At 38.8% G+C, this 22,341-nt stretch carries 23 protein-coding genes; 6 read left to right on the forward strand and 17 right to left on the reverse strand.

From position 1 onward, the window contains the following. Positions 1-49: 49 nt before the first annotated feature. From KKC46_12595 to KKC46_12675, 17 genes are all read right to left on the reverse strand, one after another. Positions 50-757 carry a DUF1573 domain-containing protein gene (locus tag KKC46_12595; protein MBU1054643.1) on the reverse strand — a complete coding sequence of 236 codons (708 nt, stop codon included), beginning with the start codon at positions 755-757 and terminating at the stop codon, positions 50-52. A gap of 40 nt (positions 758-797) precedes the next feature. Then, complete coding sequence (locus KKC46_12600; GenBank protein MBU1054644.1) at positions 798-1,118, reverse strand: IscA/HesB family protein; 321 nt, start codon at positions 1,116-1,118, stop codon at positions 798-800. Positions 1,119-1,325: 207 nt separating this feature from the next. Beyond that, entirely contained in the window at positions 1,326-2,201 is an 876-nt protein-coding gene (locus KKC46_12605; GenBank protein MBU1054645.1) for a 4Fe-4S binding protein, read from the reverse strand. Continuing rightward, positions 2,198-2,920: a 4Fe-4S dicluster domain-containing protein gene (locus KKC46_12610; GenBank protein MBU1054646.1), complete on the reverse strand. Its 723-nt coding sequence runs from the start codon at positions 2,918-2,920 to the stop codon at positions 2,198-2,200. Before KKC46_12610 ends, KKC46_12605 begins: the two co-directional genes overlap by 4 nt. Before the next feature lie 49 nt (positions 2,921-2,969). Then, complete coding sequence (locus KKC46_12615; protein ID MBU1054647.1) at positions 2,970-5,156, reverse strand: molybdopterin-dependent oxidoreductase; 2,187 nt, start codon at positions 5,154-5,156, stop codon at positions 2,970-2,972. A 46-nt stretch (positions 5,157-5,202) separates the two neighbouring features. Further along, positions 5,203-5,583, reverse strand: a complete 381-nt coding sequence (locus KKC46_12620; GenBank protein ID MBU1054648.1) for an ABC transporter substrate-binding protein — start codon at positions 5,581-5,583, stop codon at positions 5,203-5,205. Positions 5,584-5,598: 15 nt separating this feature from the next. Beyond that, positions 5,599-6,183 carry an ABC transporter substrate-binding protein gene (locus KKC46_12625; GenBank protein ID MBU1054649.1) on the reverse strand — a complete coding sequence of 195 codons (585 nt, stop codon included), beginning with the start codon at positions 6,181-6,183 and terminating at the stop codon, positions 5,599-5,601. A 26-nt stretch (positions 6,184-6,209) separates the two neighbouring features. Continuing rightward, positions 6,210-6,980: an ABC transporter permease gene (locus tag KKC46_12630; GenBank protein MBU1054650.1), complete on the reverse strand. Its 771-nt coding sequence runs from the start codon at positions 6,978-6,980 to the stop codon at positions 6,210-6,212. Next, a complete protein-coding gene (locus KKC46_12635) occupies positions 6,970-7,752 on the reverse strand; it encodes an ABC transporter ATP-binding protein (protein ID MBU1054651.1) in 783 nt (260 codons plus the stop codon). Before KKC46_12635 ends, KKC46_12630 begins: the two co-directional genes overlap by 11 nt. Then, positions 7,739-8,911: a 2-hydroxyacyl-CoA dehydratase family protein gene (locus tag KKC46_12640; protein ID MBU1054652.1), complete on the reverse strand. Its 1,173-nt coding sequence runs from the start codon at positions 8,909-8,911 to the stop codon at positions 7,739-7,741. Before KKC46_12640 ends, KKC46_12635 begins: the two co-directional genes overlap by 14 nt. Positions 8,912-8,922: 11 nt before the next feature. Then, entirely contained in the window at positions 8,923-9,648 is a 726-nt protein-coding gene (locus KKC46_12645; protein ID MBU1054653.1) for an energy transducer TonB, read from the reverse strand. Positions 9,649-9,653: 5 nt separating this feature from the next. Beyond that, the gene (locus tag KKC46_12650; GenBank protein MBU1054654.1) at positions 9,654-10,061 is read right to left on the reverse strand and encodes a biopolymer transporter ExbD; all 408 of its coding nucleotides are present in this window, start codon (positions 10,059-10,061) and stop codon (positions 9,654-9,656) included. Positions 10,062-10,073: 12 nt separating this feature from the next. Then, positions 10,074-10,691, reverse strand: coding sequence for a MotA/TolQ/ExbB proton channel family protein (locus tag KKC46_12655; GenBank protein ID MBU1054655.1), 618 nt, complete (start codon positions 10,689-10,691; stop codon positions 10,074-10,076). 31 nt (positions 10,692-10,722) lie between these two features. Further along, positions 10,723-12,510 carry a hypothetical protein gene (locus tag KKC46_12660; protein MBU1054656.1) on the reverse strand — a complete coding sequence of 596 codons (1,788 nt, stop codon included), beginning with the start codon at positions 12,508-12,510 and terminating at the stop codon, positions 10,723-10,725. Positions 12,511-12,540: 30 nt separating this feature from the next. Continuing rightward, positions 12,541-13,152: a TonB-dependent receptor gene (locus KKC46_12665; GenBank protein MBU1054657.1), complete on the reverse strand. Its 612-nt coding sequence runs from the start codon at positions 13,150-13,152 to the stop codon at positions 12,541-12,543. A 12-nt stretch (positions 13,153-13,164) separates the two neighbouring features. Beyond that, a complete protein-coding gene (locus KKC46_12670) occupies positions 13,165-14,616 on the reverse strand; it encodes a TonB-dependent receptor (GenBank protein MBU1054658.1) in 1,452 nt (483 codons plus the stop codon). A gap of 25 nt (positions 14,617-14,641) precedes the next feature. After that, a complete protein-coding gene (locus KKC46_12675) occupies positions 14,642-15,454 on the reverse strand; it encodes a 2-hydroxyglutaryl-CoA dehydratase (protein ID MBU1054659.1) in 813 nt (270 codons plus the stop codon). Between the two features lie 437 nt (positions 15,455-15,891). On the opposite strand from KKC46_12675, the gene KKC46_12680 reads away from it, so the two are divergent. From KKC46_12680 to KKC46_12705, 6 genes are all read left to right on the forward strand, one after another. Continuing rightward, the gene (locus KKC46_12680; protein ID MBU1054660.1) at positions 15,892-16,398 is read left to right on the forward strand and encodes an LEA type 2 family protein; all 507 of its coding nucleotides are present in this window, start codon (positions 15,892-15,894) and stop codon (positions 16,396-16,398) included. 60 nt (positions 16,399-16,458) lie between these two features. Further along, positions 16,459-16,941, forward strand: a complete 483-nt coding sequence (locus KKC46_12685) for an Lrp/AsnC family transcriptional regulator (GenBank protein MBU1054661.1) — start codon at positions 16,459-16,461, stop codon at positions 16,939-16,941. A gap of 14 nt (positions 16,942-16,955) precedes the next feature. Beyond that, positions 16,956-18,293, forward strand: a complete 1,338-nt coding sequence (locus KKC46_12690) for a B12-binding domain-containing radical SAM protein (protein MBU1054662.1) — start codon at positions 16,956-16,958, stop codon at positions 18,291-18,293. Between the two features lie 143 nt (positions 18,294-18,436). Further along, positions 18,437-18,958, forward strand: a complete 522-nt coding sequence (locus tag KKC46_12695) for a MarR family transcriptional regulator (GenBank protein ID MBU1054663.1) — start codon at positions 18,437-18,439, stop codon at positions 18,956-18,958. Positions 18,959-19,155: 197 nt separating this feature from the next. Next, a complete protein-coding gene (locus KKC46_12700; GenBank protein ID MBU1054664.1) occupies positions 19,156-20,664 on the forward strand; it encodes a hypothetical protein in 1,509 nt (502 codons plus the stop codon). A 50-nt stretch (positions 20,665-20,714) separates the two neighbouring features. Further along, positions 20,715-22,124, forward strand: coding sequence for an outer membrane lipoprotein-sorting protein (locus tag KKC46_12705; GenBank protein ID MBU1054665.1), 1,410 nt, complete (start codon positions 20,715-20,717; stop codon positions 22,122-22,124). Positions 22,125-22,341: the final 217 nt, after the last annotated feature.

Here is a 22,341-nt window from a genome sequence, read left to right on the forward strand (position 1 = left end):
ATCATTTTCACCATACGATGGCCTCACATATGTTGAATTCTGCACCGTTTTATCTTATTATACCTATTACATTAATAACAATTTCATCTCTCAACTTATTATCGGTCTTAAGATAAATACTACCCTGGTATTTTCCAGTCTTTTCTTCAATGTTCTTTACTGTTAAAAAATATTTGTCTTCCTTTTTGTTCAGTGCAAATACAATTTTTTTATCAAGATTGACCGCATAAGATTCTACGATATTAAACGGGTATTTTTCCAAGGGTGTAATAGTAATCCGGGATTGAATCGTTCTGTCTGAATTACCACTTAAAAATACAATCTTCGGTGCAATAAGGGCAAATGCTTCAACTTCTCCTTTAATAAACAGATTTATTATTTGGTGTTTCGGATCATCTGTATATACTATTATACTTTTTTTGAAATTTCTGCCCGCATACCCTGCTGTATTAACTCTTATTGAGATCTTCCCTTCGGCGCCCGGAAGTATCTGCCTGGTATAATCCACAGTCGTACATCCGCAGCTTGTTTTTACTTTGTTTATAGATAAAGGAGCATTGCCCGTGTTTTTTATAATAAAATCATGTGTAACCACAGCGCTTTCAAGCACACGATCAAATCTGAAACCATTATCTTCCAAAACGGCAGAAGGCGCTAAAGAAGCATTGGTAACAGCTTGTATTTCTTCGGCTTTTGCTAAAACGAACATAGTAAAAAACAGGATGAAAAATAAAACTAATAATGATTTTAATTTCATAGCTCCTCCTTACATGTCACTTGTTATCAATCAATTCTGTTTAGCAGCACGAACCGCCCCCGGAATCGCAACTTGAGCATCCGCTATCAAATTTAAGATTGGATGAAACAATAAACCCGGTTAATCCATAATCCACATTGATAGGCTGAGCCTTTTTCAGTAGTTCTCTATCAATTACGTACTGGATTCCGTCAACTTTAAAAAGTTTATCACTATCTTTTTTTTCGTCAAGCCCCATTGCCATCCGCGGGCCGCAACATCCGCTCTGGTTAAGAAATATCCTGACAGGTTGTATTTCCATTCCTTTATCTTTGAAAAAAGCTTTTAGTTCCTTTTTAGCTGCTTCTGTAATAATTAACATGATTCCTCCTTTTAAAATACGCCTTTGTAAAAACTCCCTCTGCTGTATTGTTCTTAATTTTTATCATTGCAGCGTACAAAAAAAACTAAATATAATCAATCAAGCTTTTTTATACAGTCAATAAATAAGATTGATAAATTTAGAACCGAAATTTGGACTTAGCAAGTAAACGCAATATCTAAAAAGGGCTTGCATCACATTTGAAAACTATTTATCAAAACAAAGGTTATAAGATATTGCTCCTTTCGGGCATGAATCCCTGCACAAACCGCAGTTATCACAAACTGCACTCTGCAAAGTTGTGTAGTTTACTATCTTGTCCGGCTCCAGATTATAAGGACACACCGATCTGCATAGGTTGCAACTTACACATTCTTTTTGATCTGTTCTGATTTTATAAATTCGATTAACTCCAATTAGAGACAGACATGCCCCGGACGGACAAAAATACCTGCACCAGGCGCGGGATACAAATAAAATTTCAAATACAAGTATAGCAAGCAAAAATATAAGACCGGCAACACTTACTTCCTGATGGGTAAATATCATGGAAAATTCCCTGCCAAGAAGATGGGAAGGATCAAAGATTGATATTACGGGAAATCCAAACAAAAAAGCTGTAATCAAAGATGTAGCAAGAATTACAAAACGAAAGTTTTTTATGCGTATCTCTCTTGTAAGACCTTTTTTTTTCAAAAACGCATTAATTTTTGTTGTAAGTTCCAGTATAAAACCGATCGGGCAAAGCCATGAACAAAACACCCTGCCAAAAAGTAATGTAATTAATAAAGGAATTAAAACAGCGATGAGCATGGAAGAAGAAACGGATTTTGCTGAAAACACAAAATCAAAAAAAGCTGTAGGATGAATAATGCTAAAATTTCCTATTGAAAAACTCCATGTATCACCGGATACTTTCGAAATGGCAGGGGGCGGCAATTGACCCTTTACAATTAATGAGGGTGACCCGTTATACGGATTTTGTGAGTATAAGGGCACGGCAATGATAAGGAGAATTATACTTATCTGAGATATACGTCTTAATGGAAGTATTTTAAGATTTTTCTTCTCACTTCTCTTCATCTGTCCGACTTGTTTTTTAATACTCTAATTGCCGGCAATTGTGCATTATCTCTATTTTGTGCAATAATTCTTTCCACAAGAGCACCGTATCTTAGCTGAAAATAATCCGGCACATTAGTTTCGTTTATAAATTTTGCATTGAATTTTCTTACCGGACAGACAAAAACACACCGGCCACATCCGATACAGGCTTTTTGATTAACATAAGGCGATATGCCGCTTCTTGATACTTCTTCATCAGGCGGCCTTGAAAGAAGTGCTCTGTCTTTAAGCGGGCAATTGAAATAACATTCTCCGCAAAAACTAAACTGCCATGCCACACAAAGCTTCCTGTTAAGATTTGCTGTCCCGATTTTCATTTCTTTTGGAAGCTTTGATAAAACTTCTATATCGTTGAGTATTGGTTTTAGTGCTCCTGTCGGGCATGCTTTTCCACAGCGCAAGTATTTTCCAAGAGGCTTTGATTTTCCGTCTGTCCCTGTTGTCCGGCATAAATAACAGGGGGTTTTTACAGGATCTATATATGGTGTATAAATATTAAGACCGGAATCGGCCCCTAATAAACGAATACTGTCATAAGGACATGCTTCGACACATTTGCCGCATCTGATACATTTTGAAAGAAAATCAGATGCGGCACCAGGCGGCCTTAAGACATCTTCTTTACTTCTTAATATCGGAAAAGATACTGTGGTAGCCAACATACCGGTATTTTTCAAAAAGGTCCTTCTTGTTATTTTAAATTCATCTGCCTTGTGATGTTTCAATCTATACTTTTTCAACTTTACACAAAAATCCTCTATACCCCGGAAAAGAGCTTATCGGGTCCAGAGATTGAGCCGAATCGTCTGTCAATTCGTTTACATTACTTTTTGACCATCCATGAGACATGGCTACTATTCCGGATTTCAGGCTTTTATTAAGTTGTGCCTTTGCCTGGATGCTGCCTCTAAGAGAGCTTATTGATACATTATTTCCTTCGGATATTCCAAGAGATGAAGCATCGGCCGGATTCATCTCAATCACAGGACCTGGTGATTTTGCTTTAAGCGAAGCAAGATTTCTAAACTGGGAATGAATATAGTATGGTATCCGTATGCCGGAGGTCATGAGAAGCGGATATTTTGCAAGCAGTTTTTTGTCGGCAGGTCCTTCGTACGGTTCAACATAGTCCGGCAACGGGTTATATCCGGCATCTGCCAATGTTTGTGAATGAAATTCAATTTTCCCGGATGGAGTCTTTATTTTTTCCTCCAGTTCTTTCATGTTCCCCGACTTTAAAGGATGATCAATACCATTAAAATTTTCCCTCAGATCCGCAGCGGTAATATTGATGGGAGAAAGGTGTTCATCTATTGCTTCATCCAGGGTCGCCCATGGAAATTCTTTTTCATAGCCCATCTTCTTTGCAAGCTCAAACCAGAGCTTCCACTCCGGCCAGGCATTTCCCTGTTCGGGTATAACCTTTGGACTGATATAAATCCTATCCCTTATCTTGATATTGTCTCTTTCAAGACATGATGTTGCAGGCAGAAATATATCGGCCATTTTCGCAGTCTCTGTCATAAATAGATCATATACAACTACCAAATCCATTTTCTTATAGGCTTTTCTCTGATGTGAAGAGTTGGGGCCTGTTACAATCGGATTACCTCCAATAACCATAAGCGCCTTAACAGGATATGGTTTACCCGTCAAAACGGTATCCGGAAGAAGATTTGCGGTTACCATTTTTCTTGACTGCCACAAAACGGGATACCGGTCGGCAGAATATCCTTTGGATGTGAATGGCTTATAATCATCTAATTCCATATCTGTAAGCCTGACTTTTTCTCCGGAAGAAATCATACCTCCCTTTACATTCACATTTCCGCATAAAGCTTGTATCAACATAACAGACCTGATTGTCTGCACTCCGTTTATATGAAGTTCCAATGCATTGCCTGTTTCAATACACGCAGGCGAATTTTCGGCATACATCATTGTTGCATTTATAATATCCTTTGCCGGAATCCCCGTTATAGTTTCTGCCAGCTCAGGTTTATATTTTTTAACAAGCTCTTCATATTCAGAAAACCCGACACCGTATTTTTCTGCAATATCCGTGTGATAAAGATTATTTCCTAAAATTATATTTGTCATTGCCAGAGCAAGCACCCCGTCTGTTCCGGGACGCGGCTTAAGATGAATATCTGCCATTTGAGTCATGGGATTTGCTCTTGGATCAATGCAGATAAGTTTTGCACCTCTTTCCCTGGCAGGCAGTACTTTACTAAACCATTCAAGAAGGCTTGAAGATGACGGATTGCTTCCCCATTGAACCATGCATTTAGTATTTTCATAATCAGGGTGAACAGAACCTATGCTGTATTTTTTTGCCATCATAGTTGAAACTGCGCACTGGCTTCCACAGCCGGTAAAATTTGGAGTTCCGTAAACATTCGAAAACCGCCTGAATAACTGCCTGTAAAAAGGTGCTCTTACCTCGGTAACTCCATAATGGCAGACTGTTGATTGGGGGCCATAATCAATTTTAAGTTTTGACAGTTTTTCCGAAATAATATTTAATGCTTCATCCCACGAAATATCCACCCATTTATCGCCGACCCGCTTTCCTGGATTAAGAATTCTATCCGGAGAATATGTTTGTTCAACATTTGCAAGCCCCATATCGCACATAAACCCTTTGCTGTTGGGATCATCCTTGTTTGGTACAACTGCAACAATCCGATCATTTTTGATATATGTCTTCATGCCGCAATCAGATCCGCAAAGACCGCATCTTGTGATGAATTCCTTAGCCCCGGCAAGAGAATCAACTTTATTACTGCATCCTGCGAAAAAGCCTGCACCGCCTATTGTTACACTGATTCCTGCAAGCTCCAAATATTTAAGAAACTCCCTCCTTGTATATCCCTTAGCTGTTTCTTCACCTATGAAGATTCTTTTTTTCATAGTCTTGACCTCCGTAATAAATTTATTTCTTCTCCCAATTTTAAAATCAATTTTTATCTGGCAGATAACTGTAATCGATAAAATCTTCTATGGGAATTCTTCCCGGAAGATGGCCGTTTTCAATCATGATGTCCTGCTGTTTGTATAACTGTTTAATAGGTTCCCTTCCGTCTTCAAAATGCCTCAGGGCAGAGCGCATGGCCACTTTCATTTCAACTCCGCAATATTTCGGTATCCAGCGTCTTGCTTCTTTTTCATTGTTTTTTATATAATCAAATGACCTGACAAGGCCCCGTAAAAAGGCTTTTGCTTTTTCCGGGTTTTCACGAAGATACTCATCCGTAAAAAACAATCCTGAAAATACATATCCTGGGATTGCATCATTGAATGAAAAAAGCAGCCGACTCGCACCATGCATCTCCAGCATGGTCGCTGTCGGATCTCAGGCGATTATTACATCAACGCCTTTTGACCTTAAGGCAGCTTCATGCTTCATGGCCTCATCGAGCTTAATTCCTTTGATTTCATGAATATCATCAAAGCTTAACCCGGCTTTTATCAAGGTTTCGCGAAGAATCATCTTAGCGCTTACGTCTCCGCTGGTTGCAATCCTTTTACCTTGTAGATCAGTAATTTTTTGTATTTCAACGTTTGTTGCATCCGCATGAAGACCGCATCTTGTGCCATTATGCGCCCTGCCGAGCCATGCAACGATCTTTATGGGAATTTTTCTGTATGCGGCATAAAAAAATGATGCAGGTGCAATATGACCGGCATTTATGTCGCCATGAAGCGCTGAAGCGATAATGTTTTGTTCACCTACAAGTCTTACAAGCTCGACTTTGAGTCCTTCTTTTTCCCAAAACCCCTCTTCAATTCCCACGTAAAGCGGAAGATCGTCTATACTTCTTCCGTAAGTGACCTTCATGCCGCCCAGCGGAAAGTCTTTGGCAAGGCAGGGATATGAATTGAGTAATACAATTGCAGTAACGGATATGATCATAATTGTAATTTTTTTAAAATACATTCTGATTCCTTATAAACTCTATTTTTTTATGCCATTCCCCCGGATAAAGAGGTTTCGGTATGCCATGTCAGTACCCTGTTCTGGATAATTCGGGCAATGCGGTCCATACTAAACCCTATAGATGAAATAACGATAATTCCTGCAAACATTCTCGCTGTGGCAAATGTTCGTTGTGCATCTATAACTAGAAAGCCTATTCCGGAATCGGCAGCAAGCATTTCCACTCCTACAATTGCGAGCATTGACATGGCGGTCGAAATCCTCATACCGGTAACAATCATGGGAAGGGCTGCCGGTATAAGTACTTTAATCCATAACTGAAAACCATTTGCACCAAGTGAACGCGCAGCCTGAATGAGTTTTTTATCTACACCTTTGATTCCTGCAATTGTATTTAAGACTATAGGAAAAAAACATGCTTTAAAAATAATCGCCACTTTAGAGCCGTTTCCTATACCGAACCAGATAAACATAACAGGCACCAACGCAAAGGTGGAAATCGGTCTGATCAATTCTATAAGCGGATCGATAATATCTTCGACAACTGTTGACCATGCTACAAGAAGTCCTATAGTCAGACCTGCAATTGCTGCGAGAATGTATCCGCTAAATGCACGGGCAATACTGATAGCAATGTGCGGAAATACCTCACCGGTAATTATCATTGCATACAATTCCTTAAGCATTGCGGACGGAGGCGGGAAAAAGAAAGGATCCACCCAGATAAAACGGCCGATGATTTCCCATATTGCAAGCACACATATGGGAGAGATGATTTTTCTGTATTTAAACCTCATCGTTGCCTTCTTGAAATTCTTCCCATACAAGTTCTTTAAGATATCTTTCATATTCTCTAAACTCAGGCGAAACAAACATATCCCTGGTGCGTGGTCTGGGAAGATCAATTTTAATCAATTCTTTAATCTTTCCTGGCCGCTTGGTCATAATTGCAACTTTATCAGACAAATAAACCGCCTCGCTTATGCTATGGGTTACAAAAAGTACTGTGCATTTTGCCTCATGCCATATTCGCAAAAGCTCTGTCTGAAGGCCTTCACGGGTAAGTGCATCCAATGATCCAAATGGTTCGTCAAGCAAAATCACCTTGGGCTTATTTACAAGCGCCCTTGCAATTGCTACCCGCTGTTTCATGCCTCCGCTCAACTCGTGAGGATAGCGGTCTTCAAAACCCTCCAGGCCTACGAGTTCAATATAGACCGAAGCAATTTCCCGGCGTTTGTTTTTCGGTATTCTTTTAAGTTCCAGACCGAACTCAACATTACCTCTGACGGTTTTCCATGGGAAAAGAAGATATTCCTGAAAGACAATGGATCTTTGTGGATCAGGGCCGTTTACCGGTTGGCCTTTGATATATAACTTACCTGCCGTAGTTTTTTCCAACCCTGCAACTAATAACAGAAAAGTTGATTTTCCGCATCCGCTAGGACCGACTATGCTGGTAAATTCACGTTCTTCAACTTTAAGATTAAAGTCTTCGATTGCAATTACATTCTTGCTTTTTCCATCCGAATATACTTTTGTAAGTTCTTCCGCCTCAATGAGACACATGCTGATTTCCCATTGAAATCTGCTCCAGAAAACCTTCAATGCGTACTCTGAGCTGTCCGATATCGGACTGCGAAAAATCCGTTACAATATGCAGAAAAGGAAGGCCGTGTTTTCCTTTAACAACTTCTTTTACCCTGTAAGATTCGATATTAAAAGTATGGCAAAACTGCCATGTAAGATCTATAACACCTTGTATATTATATTCCGTTATAAGCCTGTCGATATCTTTAAACCTTGTATTATTCGGCGTCATACAGGAACAAGTTACTCTTAGATATCTTTGGGCAATCGCTTCAATAGGATCTTTGTTTTCATCAACCATATCTTCCATGCGTGTAATTCCGCCACAACCTTCCTGACAGACGACAACCCCTCCGCATTCCTCCACCAGTTTAAGCACCTTATCGCATCCCAGGCTGTTTCCCAAACCAGTCCAGAGGATTCTTGGCCTATCCGCAGAACAGGCATATTCATTATTATGTATTTTTGTTTTTAGCCCTTCGAGAAGATTACCAAGTTTTTCTCTATAAGGTTTGCGATCAACCGTATAGGCGAATTTGGTGGTTAATCCAACAAGGTCAACACCCATAACCGGCACTGGATGTGACTTACGGCATTTATGAATTTCAACTAAAAGCCTGCGTTCTTCATTTACATCTTTGATGGCCTGTTTCAATTTTTCGTCTGTTATTTTTACCCCAAGTTGCTTTTCAATAAATACTTTAAGCTTTTTAACCTCCGCTATCCAGTGGACAAGAGCTTCATTTTCTTCAGACATCTGAGGGAGTTCCATAATGTGCATGGGCTTTTCCCATGCAAGCAGTTCATACATTTTTTTTCTGCCATCGCATGTTGTTTCACCCACAATACAATCGGTAAGCGGAAATATTGGACAGGTGTTTGAAACAGCACGACCGTAAGTTGCTTTAACCATAGGGCATAAGTCAGCAGGCAGCACTTCTTCTGCTGCTGCAATCGGCTCTTCAGTAGTTCCGCAAAGTCCAACCGATATGGCATCGGCTGCCCATACAAGTTCCTTTGGAAAATAAGAACACATTGAACCTATAACTTTTCTTCCCTCATCTTTCGCCATTTCAAGCTCTAAGGCCAGATTTGTTCTTACTTCCTGAATAGTATCATTAACCTTGAATTCCTTCATCAGGTCTCCTGTTATGTTATTTCAAACACTACTGTAATTTCAATCGGAATGGGTCCTCTGAAAAGTCTTAAAGGAGGTCTTGGAAAAGGTGATGCTTTTTTTACGGCTTCAATAACGGCATTGTCTAAAGTTCTGTCTCTTGATGTTCCTACAATCGATAGTCCGGATATACTGCCGTCAAGTCCGACAACAAATTCCACTGTTGACCGGCCCTCTATCCGATTCATCTTTGCAATTCTAGGATATTCTTTTTTACTTTCTATCCTGAGCTGAACAAGATCAAAATAATCTTTTTTCGTTATTACATCCTTTAATCCGTCTGATACTCCCGGATCAAGGGCGGCAAGATCCAAAGCAGAGCCTTTTAAAATTCCGGAAGCACTGATCTGTTCGGTCATTTTGCTTGAATAGTTATTATTTATGTTGTCTATTTTGATAGGTTTGAAGCTGGGCATAATCCTTGTTTGTATTTTGAGCTTTTGAATTTCTTTCGGGACGGAAACAGGTTTCGGTTTGTGACGGGGTCTTGGAATCTCTCTTGAAACAGACTTTGAAATATCTTCCATAGTTAACTCTATAAATGATATCATGCTTGACTTATATAGCCCTGAAACATGTAAAGCCGCTATTATATGGATTCCAAGAGAAATTCCAATCAGTCCTCTTAGCAGCCAGTTTGTATTTCCTTTTCTTTCGTAACGGTCACCAATAATATTTGTTTCCCATGTAGTTTCCATTACAATTACAAATCCTTTTCCGTAGCAAGGCAAAGCCTGCCGGCTCCGGCAGCTTTGGCAACATCCATGACCTTGACCACCTTGTTAAGTATTACTCCCCTGTCGGATCTGACCACTACCAGTTTATCCTTATCGTTTCCGACCATTTCCTTAACCTTCTTGAAAAGTTCGCCTATCGCGACTTCCTGTTCGTTAAGATATGTTCTGCCGTCTTTATCAACAAATATTGTGATGGATTCCTCCACCTGGGGCTTTGATGCTTTTGCCTGGGGAAGCTTGATCTTTATTCCTTCATCCACCATGAAATTTGTGGTTAAAAGAAAATAAATAAGCAGCATGAAAATAATATCAATAAGCGAGGTAAGCGGCATCTGCACTTCATAAATTGCCCTCTTTTTACGGCTTTTAATCATAAAGCAATCCTTTTAAGCTTTGTTTCTAAGAGATGATATGGTTTTTAAAAACAAAACACTTCCCTGCTGAATTCTGGACTCATAGCCGTTTACCATTGACAGCAGATAGCTGTGAGCAACAACAATGGGAAGAGCTACCGCAAGACCGAATGCTGTTGTCAGCATAGCCTCCCAGATACCTCCTGCAAGAACTGAAGAATTGACCTTGCCTCCCATTTCCTGGATAACCATAAATGCCTTGATCATACCCATAACCGTACCTAAAAGCCCCATCATAGGTACTATGTTTCCCATTGTCGCAAGAGCCTGAAGATATCGCGAAAGACCCTGAACCTCTTCGTCGGTCGCATGGACAATAACGGTCTCAATGGTTTCCCTGTCCTGGTCTTTTACTTCCAGGGCTTTTACCAACACCCGTCCAATAGGTGAATTGCTCTGACCTGCAATTGCAAAAGCATCTTGATCATCCCTGTTTTTCAGTTTCTCAGCCACCTTATACTCAAGCCCCTGTCCGCGCTTACGCATCTTGCCAATCCGTATAAGACGTTCTATAAAAATAGCCAATGATATAACCGAACACAGAAGAATCGGCCACATGCATATACCGCCCTTCGAAAAGAATTCGAGCATATCGATACACCCCCGTTATTTATTATATTTTTTATTTATCTGACTTATTCTCACAATTACTTTTGTCTTCAATAACATCCGCAATTCCGTCATAATCCAGATCCTTTGATTTTTTTACTATTGCTTCGGATTCATCATATTCTTCCCAGATGTCCGGTTTGCCGTCATGGTTTGAATCTTCCTCAACTCTTGTTACACGATCCTTGTCATAGTAAAACCAGGTATCAATCCTGCCGTCTCCGTCAACATCCTTTTCGGCGCGAACTGCCTGCTGTTTGCCGTCATAATACCAGATAGTATTTAAGATACCGGTGTACCCGACATCTTCCTTACTCTTTACAAGCTTTTTGTCTTTGTCGTAATATTCAACAAGATCCGGTTTCCCGTCGGCGTTTTCATCGATTTCTTTTACTCTTAAAATACCATCCTTGTAAAAATGACGGGTATCGGTGTTTTTATCTCCATCGATATCCGTTTCTATAACCACATCCCAACTTTTACGGTTAAACCATTGGGTGGTTTCGAATCTGCCATTGTGATCCTGATCCGTAAGCAGTTTTATTCTGTTTTCGTTTTTGTCAAAATACAGTTTATGATCAACCGCCCCGTTTTCATTTTCATCTTTTTCCAGTCTTACGATTTTTTCATTTTCGTAGTACTGCCATGTATCAGGTTTGCCGTTATAATCCGTATCACTTTCAACCTTTTGTTTTTCTCCCTTTTTGTTGAAAAAAATCTTTATATCAGGCTTTGAGTCTTTATTTTCATCAAGTGTCTGCAAACTCGGTTTACTGTCTTTAAAAAAGGTAATCTGATCTATGAATCCATCTCCTTGTGAATCATATTCCATTTTACTTATCTCGCCCTTTTCAAAATATCTTGTTCGATCTATTTTTCCTGTATATCTGCTGTCTTCCCTGATTACTGCCGGAAGTCCGTTTGAATCGAAATCACAGAAGAAGTCCGCTGTTTTATCAAAATCAGTGTCTTTTTCCTGGTAAAAAGGCTTTTCGTTTTTAAACTTGAGTGTTATATCAAATACCTTGTCATTGTTTGAATCTTTTTGTTCTTCATATATTTTTCCGTTTTTAAAAATAATTACGGTTTCAAACCAGCCGTCATAATCCATGTCCTTTTTCTGTAAAACGATATCTCCTTTTTCAAAAAACCGGAAAGTATCCATATTACCGCTTTTGTCCGAATCCATCCTGATTTCTTTTACAAGACCTTCACCATCAAACAATATAACTTTTTCAACCAGCCGATCACTGTCCATATCTTCTTTTCTTTCAAAACGCTTTCCGTTTTGATATGTTTCCCAGACATTTATTTTTCCATCTGCTTTGGTATCTTTTGTTGAACTTGCAATTACTCCCTTATCAAAATAGATAATAGTATCGAAATAAGCGTCGCCTGTTGAATCCTTTTCAATCTTTAAAGGATTTTCTTTCTTGTCAAAGTATATAATCTGATCGGCATTGCCATTGCCTGTGCTGTCCTTTTCCTGCCTGACTCTTTTACCATCTTTGATAAAATCCCGGCAGTCGATCTTTTGATTAAAATCAAGATCCCTTTCAACACGCACTGGTTTGCCATTTTCATAATACTGGAACCTGTCCATTATTCCATCGGCATTGCCGTCATTTTCTACCTTAAATACTTTTCCACCTGCATCCAGATAGACTAACTGATCAATTTTCCCGTCCTTGTTCGTGTCAAATTTGATGACTTCCTCTTTCGCATGAAGAATACCATTTGAATACGGCAGCAGAATCAATACAAAACCGATGCTTACAATATAGATAAATGTTAATTTCAAAATACTAACGGTTCGTTTTTTCATAAAAAATTAAAAGAATGTATATTTAAATGTTAAACCATAAATTTGGCGTTTCATGGGATAACCGTATGTTTGCTCGTAGTTTTCCCCGAACAAATTATTAATATAAGCGTTTAGCTTTGCTTTGTTCTTATAAAATGAATACTGCACACCGATATCCGATGTTGTATATTCACTAAGAGTATATCCTGCTTCACTGTATCTCTTGCCAACGTAACGCTGATCCCAGGAAAGTTGTACAGAACCGCTAAGATGATATCTTAAACTAAGATTAATCTTATGCTTGGGTGGTAATTCCACTAAAAAGTCTACCAATTTTGTGGGATCATCTTCTTTAACTTCGTTATCAACATATGTATAGTTTCCAAAAGCAGTCATTTTTTTATAATTTATGTTAAATTCATATTCAATTCCCCAGAACCTTACGGTATCGATATTCCATCCACTCCATGTGCTGTTATGAATTACATCAGCTCTGTTTATTGTAACGTAATCTGTGATATCAGTATAATAAACTACAAATCTGTTATCGATACCTTCTGTAAAACGATGATAAATTCCGGTTTCATATTGCCATGTTGTTTCATATTCAAGTTTTTTTTGTTTGCCGCCGGCAGACATAGCAGAGCCATCTCAGCACCCCGGAGTGTCATAGTCCTTGGCAACGGATACATATACATTGGTTTCCGGATTGAAATTATATGTTAAGGCAAATTTTGGTAAGATGAACCAGTCATTGTATAAATGCCTTGAAGAAGCCGCTTCATCGGAAAGCTTAAAAGGATAAGTTTGCTGTCTTGCCTTTGAAACACGCAGGCCGGTTTTCATCATCCATTTATCGGAAATATTCCACAAGTCTTCAAAATATCCCGCATGGATTCTAAAAATATCATGTAATTCCTTGGCTTCAGTTCTTTTAAAATTATACCCGAGTGTGAGTGAATTATTTTTAAAAGGATACAAAGACCATTTGATGCCCCCTCCGACATGTCTTTCGGTTATCTCATCACCGCCATATGTCGTGGGAACACCTGTAGATGTAAAATAGTAAAGTTTCTCATAATTTTGAGTATTGTAGTAGTATATTTTTAACTTTGTATCCTTTATCGGCTGTTCAAAAGCCACATCCATGTGCTTTACGGATCTTTCCTTGTAATTTTTACCAGGATAATCATAGGATATCGCCCTATATCTTATCGTATCCGCATCTTCGGGAACTTTGGGATAATCCGGATCATATCCTGCAACACCGGGCCAGTTTACTACATTGTTCCCCGTTTCCGTGGATGAGCCTTTATAACTTAAGAACAAAATTCCTTGAAAGGGGAATTGATAATTAAACCTGGCCGAATAGTCTTCACCGGAGAAATCATTATTATTCAAATACGCTTCATCGTCGCGGTGTCCGTAATTTAAATAATAGGTAAGACCTCCCACACCCCCGTCTACGTTGACTCTTTCACTATGTGAAATTGCATTGGTGTAATCAGAATTTGCCGAATAATCCTGCGTATATGTCAGTCTCGGAACCGGAGAGTCTCTTTTTCTTCCTTTTTTTGTAATGATATTTATGACACCGCCTTCTGCACTTTCATAAGCGGCTGATGCACCACCTCTGATAATCTCTATCTTTTCGATATCACTTAAAGGTAAAGCAGACCAATCTATTGTTGTGTTTTGCTTTCCGGTTGAACCTGTTAGTGGTCTTCCGTCCATTGCCACAATAAAACGGCTGTCATCAAATCCTCTCATCATAACAACAGCCTGTGCATCAGGAGCTCCGGAACTTTTCAACACATCAATTCCGGCAATGTTCATAAGTATGTCTTCTATTCTTTCTACTTTGCCTGCTTTTACATATTTATCCACATCCACTAAAGTACTGGTAGGAGTATATGTTACAGCACCCCCGCCAAAAGCGTGGACAAAAACATCTCCCAGCTTAACACGTTCATCCTCAATAGAATCTTCTTTTTTAGGACAGTCAGGGCAATTTTCATCCTCCTGTGCCCTTACGTTCTGAGGCATGAACAGGCATAAAGCTAAAAAGCCCAGTCCTAATAATTTTAAAAATTTAAATATCATTCAAAAAATGACCTCCCTTCACTTCTTATATTTTTGGTGCTTTTATACTCATTTTATTATCGCTTCCCGAAAATCCTTCTTTTGCAATTATTGATGCGCCCAGAGCTCCCGTAATCTGTGGATCTTCTGAAATTGCAGTAAATTTAATTTTTAAATACTTTTCCAAAGACGATCTCAAACCGTTATTTTTAGCAACACCACCCACAAATACAATATTACACCCAAGGCCAATACGTTTAGCCAGAGTACCAATACGTCTTGCTATACTTTCATTAAGCCCTGCCGCTATATCTTCTTTGGTTTCTCCTGCAGCAAGAAGAGAAATTACCTCCGATTCGGCAAACACAACGCAAGTGCTGTTGATTGAACATGGCTTTCTGGAAGCCTGACAATAATTGCTGAAAGATTCCGTATCTGTTTTAAGAGCTCTTGTCATAGCATCTAAAAAGCGTCCGGTACCTGCTGCACAACGGTCGTTCATGGTAAAATCATAAATTGTTCCATCACGTTTAAGTTTAATAGCCTTGCTGTCCTGGCCACCTATATCAATGATACCTTCAACAGCAGGATTTAAATATCGAACACCTTTAGCCTGGCAGCTTAATTCCGTTATTGTCTGATCAAAGAAATCAAGGGATACGCGACCGTATCCGGTACCCACAATTCGCTTGATTTCTTTACTACTGCATCCAATCGTATCAAGTGCTTTTTCATATACGGTTATTCCGGCAAGTTTCGGATTTGAATCCGTAGGGATAACAGCATATGAACAAATCGTGGATTCATCCAAAATTACACATTTTGCAGTGATGGAACCTATGTCTATTCCGGCAAACATATTTTAATCCGTAATTGAATTTTGTATAATTAAAAGTCATGGCGTTTTGCAGATGGAAAACCCTCAGCAAATTGAAAATTATAAACAAGTTGAATCAGGGTGGAATATTAAAGAACAGGTGCTGAAATAATACTTCCCGATCCTCAGGAGAATTAAGCATATACAAGTGATAAACGGTTATGATGACTACATTGTTGATTATCTATATGTCAAATAGATAATATCGATTAATACCCATATCGATAATAGACATTATTGATAGTTTCTGACAAAAATTTGAGATTTCGGATTTATTGGAGAATATATGATTTGATCTTCTATTTATAAAAAATATTGACCATTACACAATAACATAATACAAGAACTTATATTGTTAAAACATATAATAATACTGGTATTATTTGGGATATTTATTTGATTGTGAACTATAAAATACAATGTTAAAATATTTAAAATCACCGACCTTTAGAATATTATGTTTATTCTTATTAATGCTCACTCTTTTTGGTTGCGGGAAGCTTTTAAAACAGCCTGAGGTTCATATAAACAGTATTCAGGTTAAGAAAATAAAAAATTTCGAAGCTGTTTTTGGAGTTAAAATTGAGGTGTATAATCCAAACTTTATACCGTTTAATATAAAACATATCGAATGTGATGTTGAAATAGCGGATCAGCATATCGCTTCAGCAGTCTCGGATGAAATAATTTCCATTCCGGCTCACGAAACAGCAATAGTTCCTTTAGAAATTAACTCGAACTCTTTTGATCTGATATCGGCGATAATAAAAGCGTTTTTACCCGGCCCAGAAAAATACAGAAAGAAACAAATTAAATATAATCTTCACGGAAAAATTTTATTAGCCGGAATCTTATACGGTCCAAACACAATATCTTTTAGTTCAAGCGGAAATTTACTTGAACACTATGGCCAATCAAAAGAATAATAATTCAAGCTAATGCATAGATACCAAACAATATATATACAACTTTTTCTAATATAAAAAATGCTTACGGAACTTGAGAAAAAAATTATTGCTTCAATACAAGGTGATATGCCTGTTTTAAAACGGCCATATGCCAAAATAGCAAAACAGCTAAATATTACTGAAGAAATTTTATTAAGTACCCTGAATCGGCTTTTAGAAAAAGGGGTTATAAGGCGTTTCGGAGCAACTCTTTGTCATCAGAATTCAGGCTTTGAAGCAAATGCTATGGCAGCTTGGGAAGTTGATGAAGATATTGTTGAACAAGTCGGGAAAAAACTTGCTTCATTCAGACAGGTATCACATTGTTACCGGCGAAATCCTAATAAGGAATGGCCATATAATCTGTATACCATGGTTCATGCTAAAACCGAAGAATCCTGCCTGAAAACAATTCGTAAAATGTCGGAAGCAACAGGTGTGAAAAACTATACAGTGTTGTTTAGCCGCAAAGAACTTAAAAAAACATCCATGCAGTACTTTTCAGCAGAAAATGAAAGTTGACTAAATTTTCCCCTGTGGTTTCAGATTCCCCCAATATTTTACTTATAAATCCGTGGATACACGATTTTGCCGCCTATGATTATTGGGCCAAACCATTAGGGCTTTTATATCTTGCATCAATATTAAGAACCCATGGGTGTAATATTTCATATATTGACTGCCTGAACAGATTTCACCCTGATTTAAATAAAACTATTTCCTCAAAACAAGACGGAAGAGGCTCTTATCTTAAAACTCATATTTCCAAGCCAAAAGGACTTGATGATATTCCAAGAAACTATTCACGATATGGAATACTACCTGAATGGTTTAAAAAAGATCTGCTTGCCTTAAAACAACCGGATATTGTTTTTATTACTTCTCATATGACATACTGGTACCCCGGAGTTTTTGAAACAATAGACATTATAAGAAAAATTTTCCCTTCCGTCCCGGTTATTTTAGGAGGCATATATGCATCTTTATGCCATGATCATGCTTTAAAATATTCAGGTGCCGATAAAGTAATTGCAGGAGAAGGAGAAAAAGTTGTTCTTGAACTTGTTAAAGAATATACCGGATTTTCAAGCAGTATAAAATTTGATCCGGAAGAGCTTGATTCTTATCCTTACCCTGCCTTTGATCTTGAAAATAAAATCTCTTTTATTCCAATTCTTTCCTCAAAAGGATGTCCTTTTTCATGTGCATACTGTGCATCCGGTTATCTTAACAAAAAACGAATGCTAAGAAGCACCGAATCTTTAATAGAGGAAATAATTTACTGGCACGAAAAATATGAAGTAATTGATTTTGCACTCTACGATGATGCATTTCTTTTAGATGCTAATAATCATGCGATTCCTTTGCTAGAGGAAATAATAGAATCAGATATAAAAGTGCGCTTCCACACCCCAAACGCCCTTCATATAAGAGAGCTATCGGAAAATACTGCAAAGCTGATGTTTAAAGCAGGTTTTGAAACAATAAGGCTTGGACTTGAGACAACTCTTTTTGATAAAGACAGATTTGACAATAAGGTTTCGGAGTATGAGTTTAAACAGAATCTTATATTTTTAAGAGAAGCTGGATTTTCAAAAAATCAGATCGGAGCTTACCTTATGGCAGGGCTTCCGGATCAGGATGAAAAAAATGTAATTGAATCGATGCAAAAGGTTGCTGAAAGCAAAATCACACCGATTCCTGTTTATTATACTCCTATACCTCATACCGCACTCTGGGAAAAAGCAGTCCAATGTTCACGTTATGATCTAACGTCAGATCCGATATTTACAAACAACTCAATACTTCCATGCCGTAAGGCAGGCTTTTCATGGGAAATGGTTTCATTTTTGAAAAAACTTGCTGCAAGTTAACTCAAGTTTGGCAACAATTTTATGAATAAATAAATATTGTTGACTTAAGAGATTATTAAATATATTGCTTTATAGCAATTGTGATCACAATTAGTTTAATAATTATTAATAACATTAACTCGATCAAATCAATGGAGGATGGCATGTCCGACACTGAAGATGCCAAAATGAAAAGCAATGCTACCTCCGGTTCAGGATCTGTGGATCAAGACGAAATAACGCTTTATGAAGAATATGAATTTTTTATATTGATGACACAGGTTATGGAAGGCATGAAAAAAGCCAGGGAAAGAGAATTGAAGCCGGTTGGGATTTCAATGATCCAATCCGCTGTTTTATATGTTCTGGATGAAGCAAATCATCCGCTGGCACCCATTCAGATCGCGAGGCAACTTCTTCGTGATCCGGGTAGTATCCACCAATTGCTGGACAGGATGGAAGATAGCGGTCTGGTCAAACGTATCAGGAGCGCAAAAGAGAAAAGAGTAGTACATGTGAAGATAACAAAGAAAGGGGAAGAACTACGCCGCATACAGAAAAATGAGGTTCTTGCAAAAATTCTGGGCAAGCTATCAAAACTTGAGAGAAAGCAACTATGGTCAATTCTCAAAAACTTGCGCGAGGCAACCTATATAGAGCTTTCCCCTCCACCCTTGTTTCCATAATTCTTCCTTTGGAAAAGGCTAATTATGAGGTGCTTTTTGTATAAATTATTAAAACTATGTAAAAGAAGATGTTTCCTGCATCCCAACGCACTGCTTTAGGAGATATTTCTTAAACAAACGTGAACTGTCCCCATTTCATTTGAGGTTCAAACTTCAAAGTTATACACTTAGATCACTATCTAAAACTAAAGGCTATTATGAAAGCAACCAGTGCAAGATTAATTGTTTTTCCTTTTTCGTTTTTTTTAGTTCTATATTTATCATTCAATGTATATGCACAAACCGGTCAGGATTATTACAACGCTTTTGACCGCTGGATTGCTAATTTTAATCCGGCCGGTAATGCCTTAAAACCGCTCAACGAAATCCCGCGTTTTAAAATAAACGGTTTTTTCTCCAATTGGACCGCAATCAATGTTCACAGTGACAGACAGGTGGGAACTGTAACTAAGGACTGGCGATTTCAGGAGATTCAGTGGATGGCGGAATTGGAACCCCGTTATCAGTTTTCACCCGGAGTGGAATTAGTGAATAAGCTCCGGTTCCAGTACGATGCAGTATATGACTGGCAAAATTCGAGTCTTTACGCGGATAAAGTCAATAAGGATTCCTATATTTCTCATACCGGTGATGAGATTGTGAGAGAGCTTCACCTGGATATCGAATCGGACAACTTATATGTGAAAATCGGCAAGCAGCAGGTAGTCTGGGGAAAAATGGAAGGCAGGTGGATGGACTTCATCAATAACCTTGATGGTAAGGACTCTCTGGAAACCAGAGCTTCACAATATAACAAACTGAGAATACCGCTCTGGATGACAAATATCACATACAGCTTCCGGGAAAGCAGCATACAGTTTCTGTGGATACCGGATTACGAGCCGACAAAGAATCCTTTTCCGGGTTCTCCCTGGTGGTCACCCTTGAGATCTGATCCGGAAAGAGATCCTCGCTATCGGGGTTCTGCCGATGAGCCTGGCATGGCGTTTAAAAATCATCAGTGGGCTGCCAGATTAGATACCAAGGTGGGGCAGGCCACATGGAGTTTGGGCTATATGTACGGCTTTTCTCCCAACGCAACAAATTTCATCAGGCAGGATAATCTCGGTCAGGCATTTTATGATCCTGAATATACCAGGGCGCATTTTGTAGGTTCAGCCATTGATGTTGGATATGTAATAAAAGGGGTTCCATTTTTTCAGCGGATACCTTTTACTTATCGGGCTGAGGTCGTTTTTAAGACAGACCAGTATTTCACGGATTTTAACAAGTGGGATCCTTATAACGGAATCCTCAAAGAAGGTAAAGGCTTGACCAATACGGATTTAATAAGCGGTGCAATGAAATTCGATATTTTTTTACCGGGAAGGGTATGGTGTTTTTACCAGCCGATGATGAGTTACTATTCAGGATGGCGTGAAAGTCTTGGTGTCAACAGGTGGTCTTTGGGCCATGTGTTCTTTGTTAATAAATTCTGGCGGTCACTTGAGGACCGCTTGATTACTTCCTATTTCCTTTTTATCTATACAGGGGGACCTCTTAATGGTTGGCAGGGGATGAAGAACCAGTTCGTCATAACATGGAAGTTTTCGGATAATCTGGAGGCTAAAATTCTTTACACAGATTACCATGGCGGTCAAAATGACATATATGGCCAGTTTAACAAGTGGGACAACGCCAGATTTGAAATGAATTATGTATTTTAGTGCTCCAATCAGACAACACGAAAAGAAATATTTTCTGAGGAGACAGTCTTATGAAAGAAAAAGCCTGTGGACAATCAATTACAAGAAGAAAGTTCATAAAGAAAAGCATCAGGACAGCAATCGCCTGTGGTATAGCTCCATCAGTTTTCTTTAAAGCACTTCCGGCATTTGGCTTGTCTTTGTGGGATGTGGAAGAGCTTTGCCCGGAAGCTAATGGAAATGCCACCTGGAAAGACGTGTGCCAGCTTTCCAAAAAAGACATAGAAACATTCAACATGGATTTAACTCCATGGGAGAAGACGCCAAGGCATAGTCAATACGCATATGTAGCGGCGAAGTTGGCGCCTCCATACACGGCCACGGAAATTGCTTATATGATGACCGTCGGTCAGCATTTTCCGTGGTGGACACATGAAGGGCCTATGGGCGGGATGATGATCAACAACAGGGGCGGATTGAATTTTTATACCGGTCAAAGAGAGGTCTGGTCTGCTCTTTCTCCTGATACACTTGAAGATTATCTGTATAGCTGGCCGGAAAATAAAGTTTATATGTGGGTACTTGATAGATATCATAAGCCTGCGCTGTACCGATATACCAAGTTCCTGCAAAATGTTTACAGGTGTGGAAAGACACATGAGAAGTATTCGGATAAGTGGCGTTATTATCCCGGAGTAAAAAAACTGGTTACGGAAGGAGAGTCAAGGTATTGCGATCAGTACTTTGAAAGAGACTTTACCTTTGGGGATACGATGATGATCCCATGGTATTATACATGGAAGTTTTTGGGTACTGATATCTTATATAATAACGATATTGTAAGATTCCCGAATGCCCGCAAGGATATCAATATCCGGAATTGGGATGGACAGGCAATAAAAAAAGACACAGGAAGTCTTAAAATCATGGGAAATGATTATCCGGCTTACACGGAAAACGGGGGCGTACAATGTTATGTTATAGAGGCAACTGCAAACTGTGATTTCTTTGCACCCGAGCACAGCAGATTGATCCTTTGGGTCGATATGTATGCCCATCGGGAATTGAGAAGAGAGCGGTATGATCTCAATAATAATCTTGTGGCCATTTTAGAAGCAAGAAACCGTATGGAGCTTAAAGATAAAGGTAAATGGGGGTATTCCATGTTAATCCATCTTGCATGGGACCTTAAAAATGACCATATATCAGCAAATCACTATGATTTCCACAGACCCCCCCGTACATTTGAGATAGATCCTGAAAAACCTGAGGCATATTTCAGGCCGAATCCTGTATTCATGGAAAGCGAGATGTTTCCGGTTCCCCTGAGTAGTATGGTTTTTAATGATCCGGAAGCATTCTATTTAAGGCCAAAGCTTATGCCCGAAAAATTCCCCCGTGCCAGAAAAATCAGATTGTCCGAACAAACACTTAAACTTGTTAAGGCCCAGAATGAGGAAAAAAAGTTGGTTTTTATTTGATTGTAAGCGATCCACCCTGCCCACAGAGGTGGTTGGGAAAAACTGTACAGTTGCTTAAGTGGTAAAGCTATTCTAATGAGCCAGTTTCAAAACGCCCCATTTTGGCCGATCTCTGCGTTGGGCTCAAATTTCAATCCTCGAAATACTAAATGTATTCCTGTGGTTGAAATTTTCTCCCGCCTTGAGCTTGACCAAACTGAAACGTTTTGAAAGTGGC

It is taken from the genome of Pseudomonadota bacterium (assembly GCA_018817425.1).
In the GTDB taxonomy this organism is placed as follows: domain Bacteria; phylum Desulfobacterota; class Desulfobacteria; order Desulfobacterales; family RPRI01; genus RPRI01.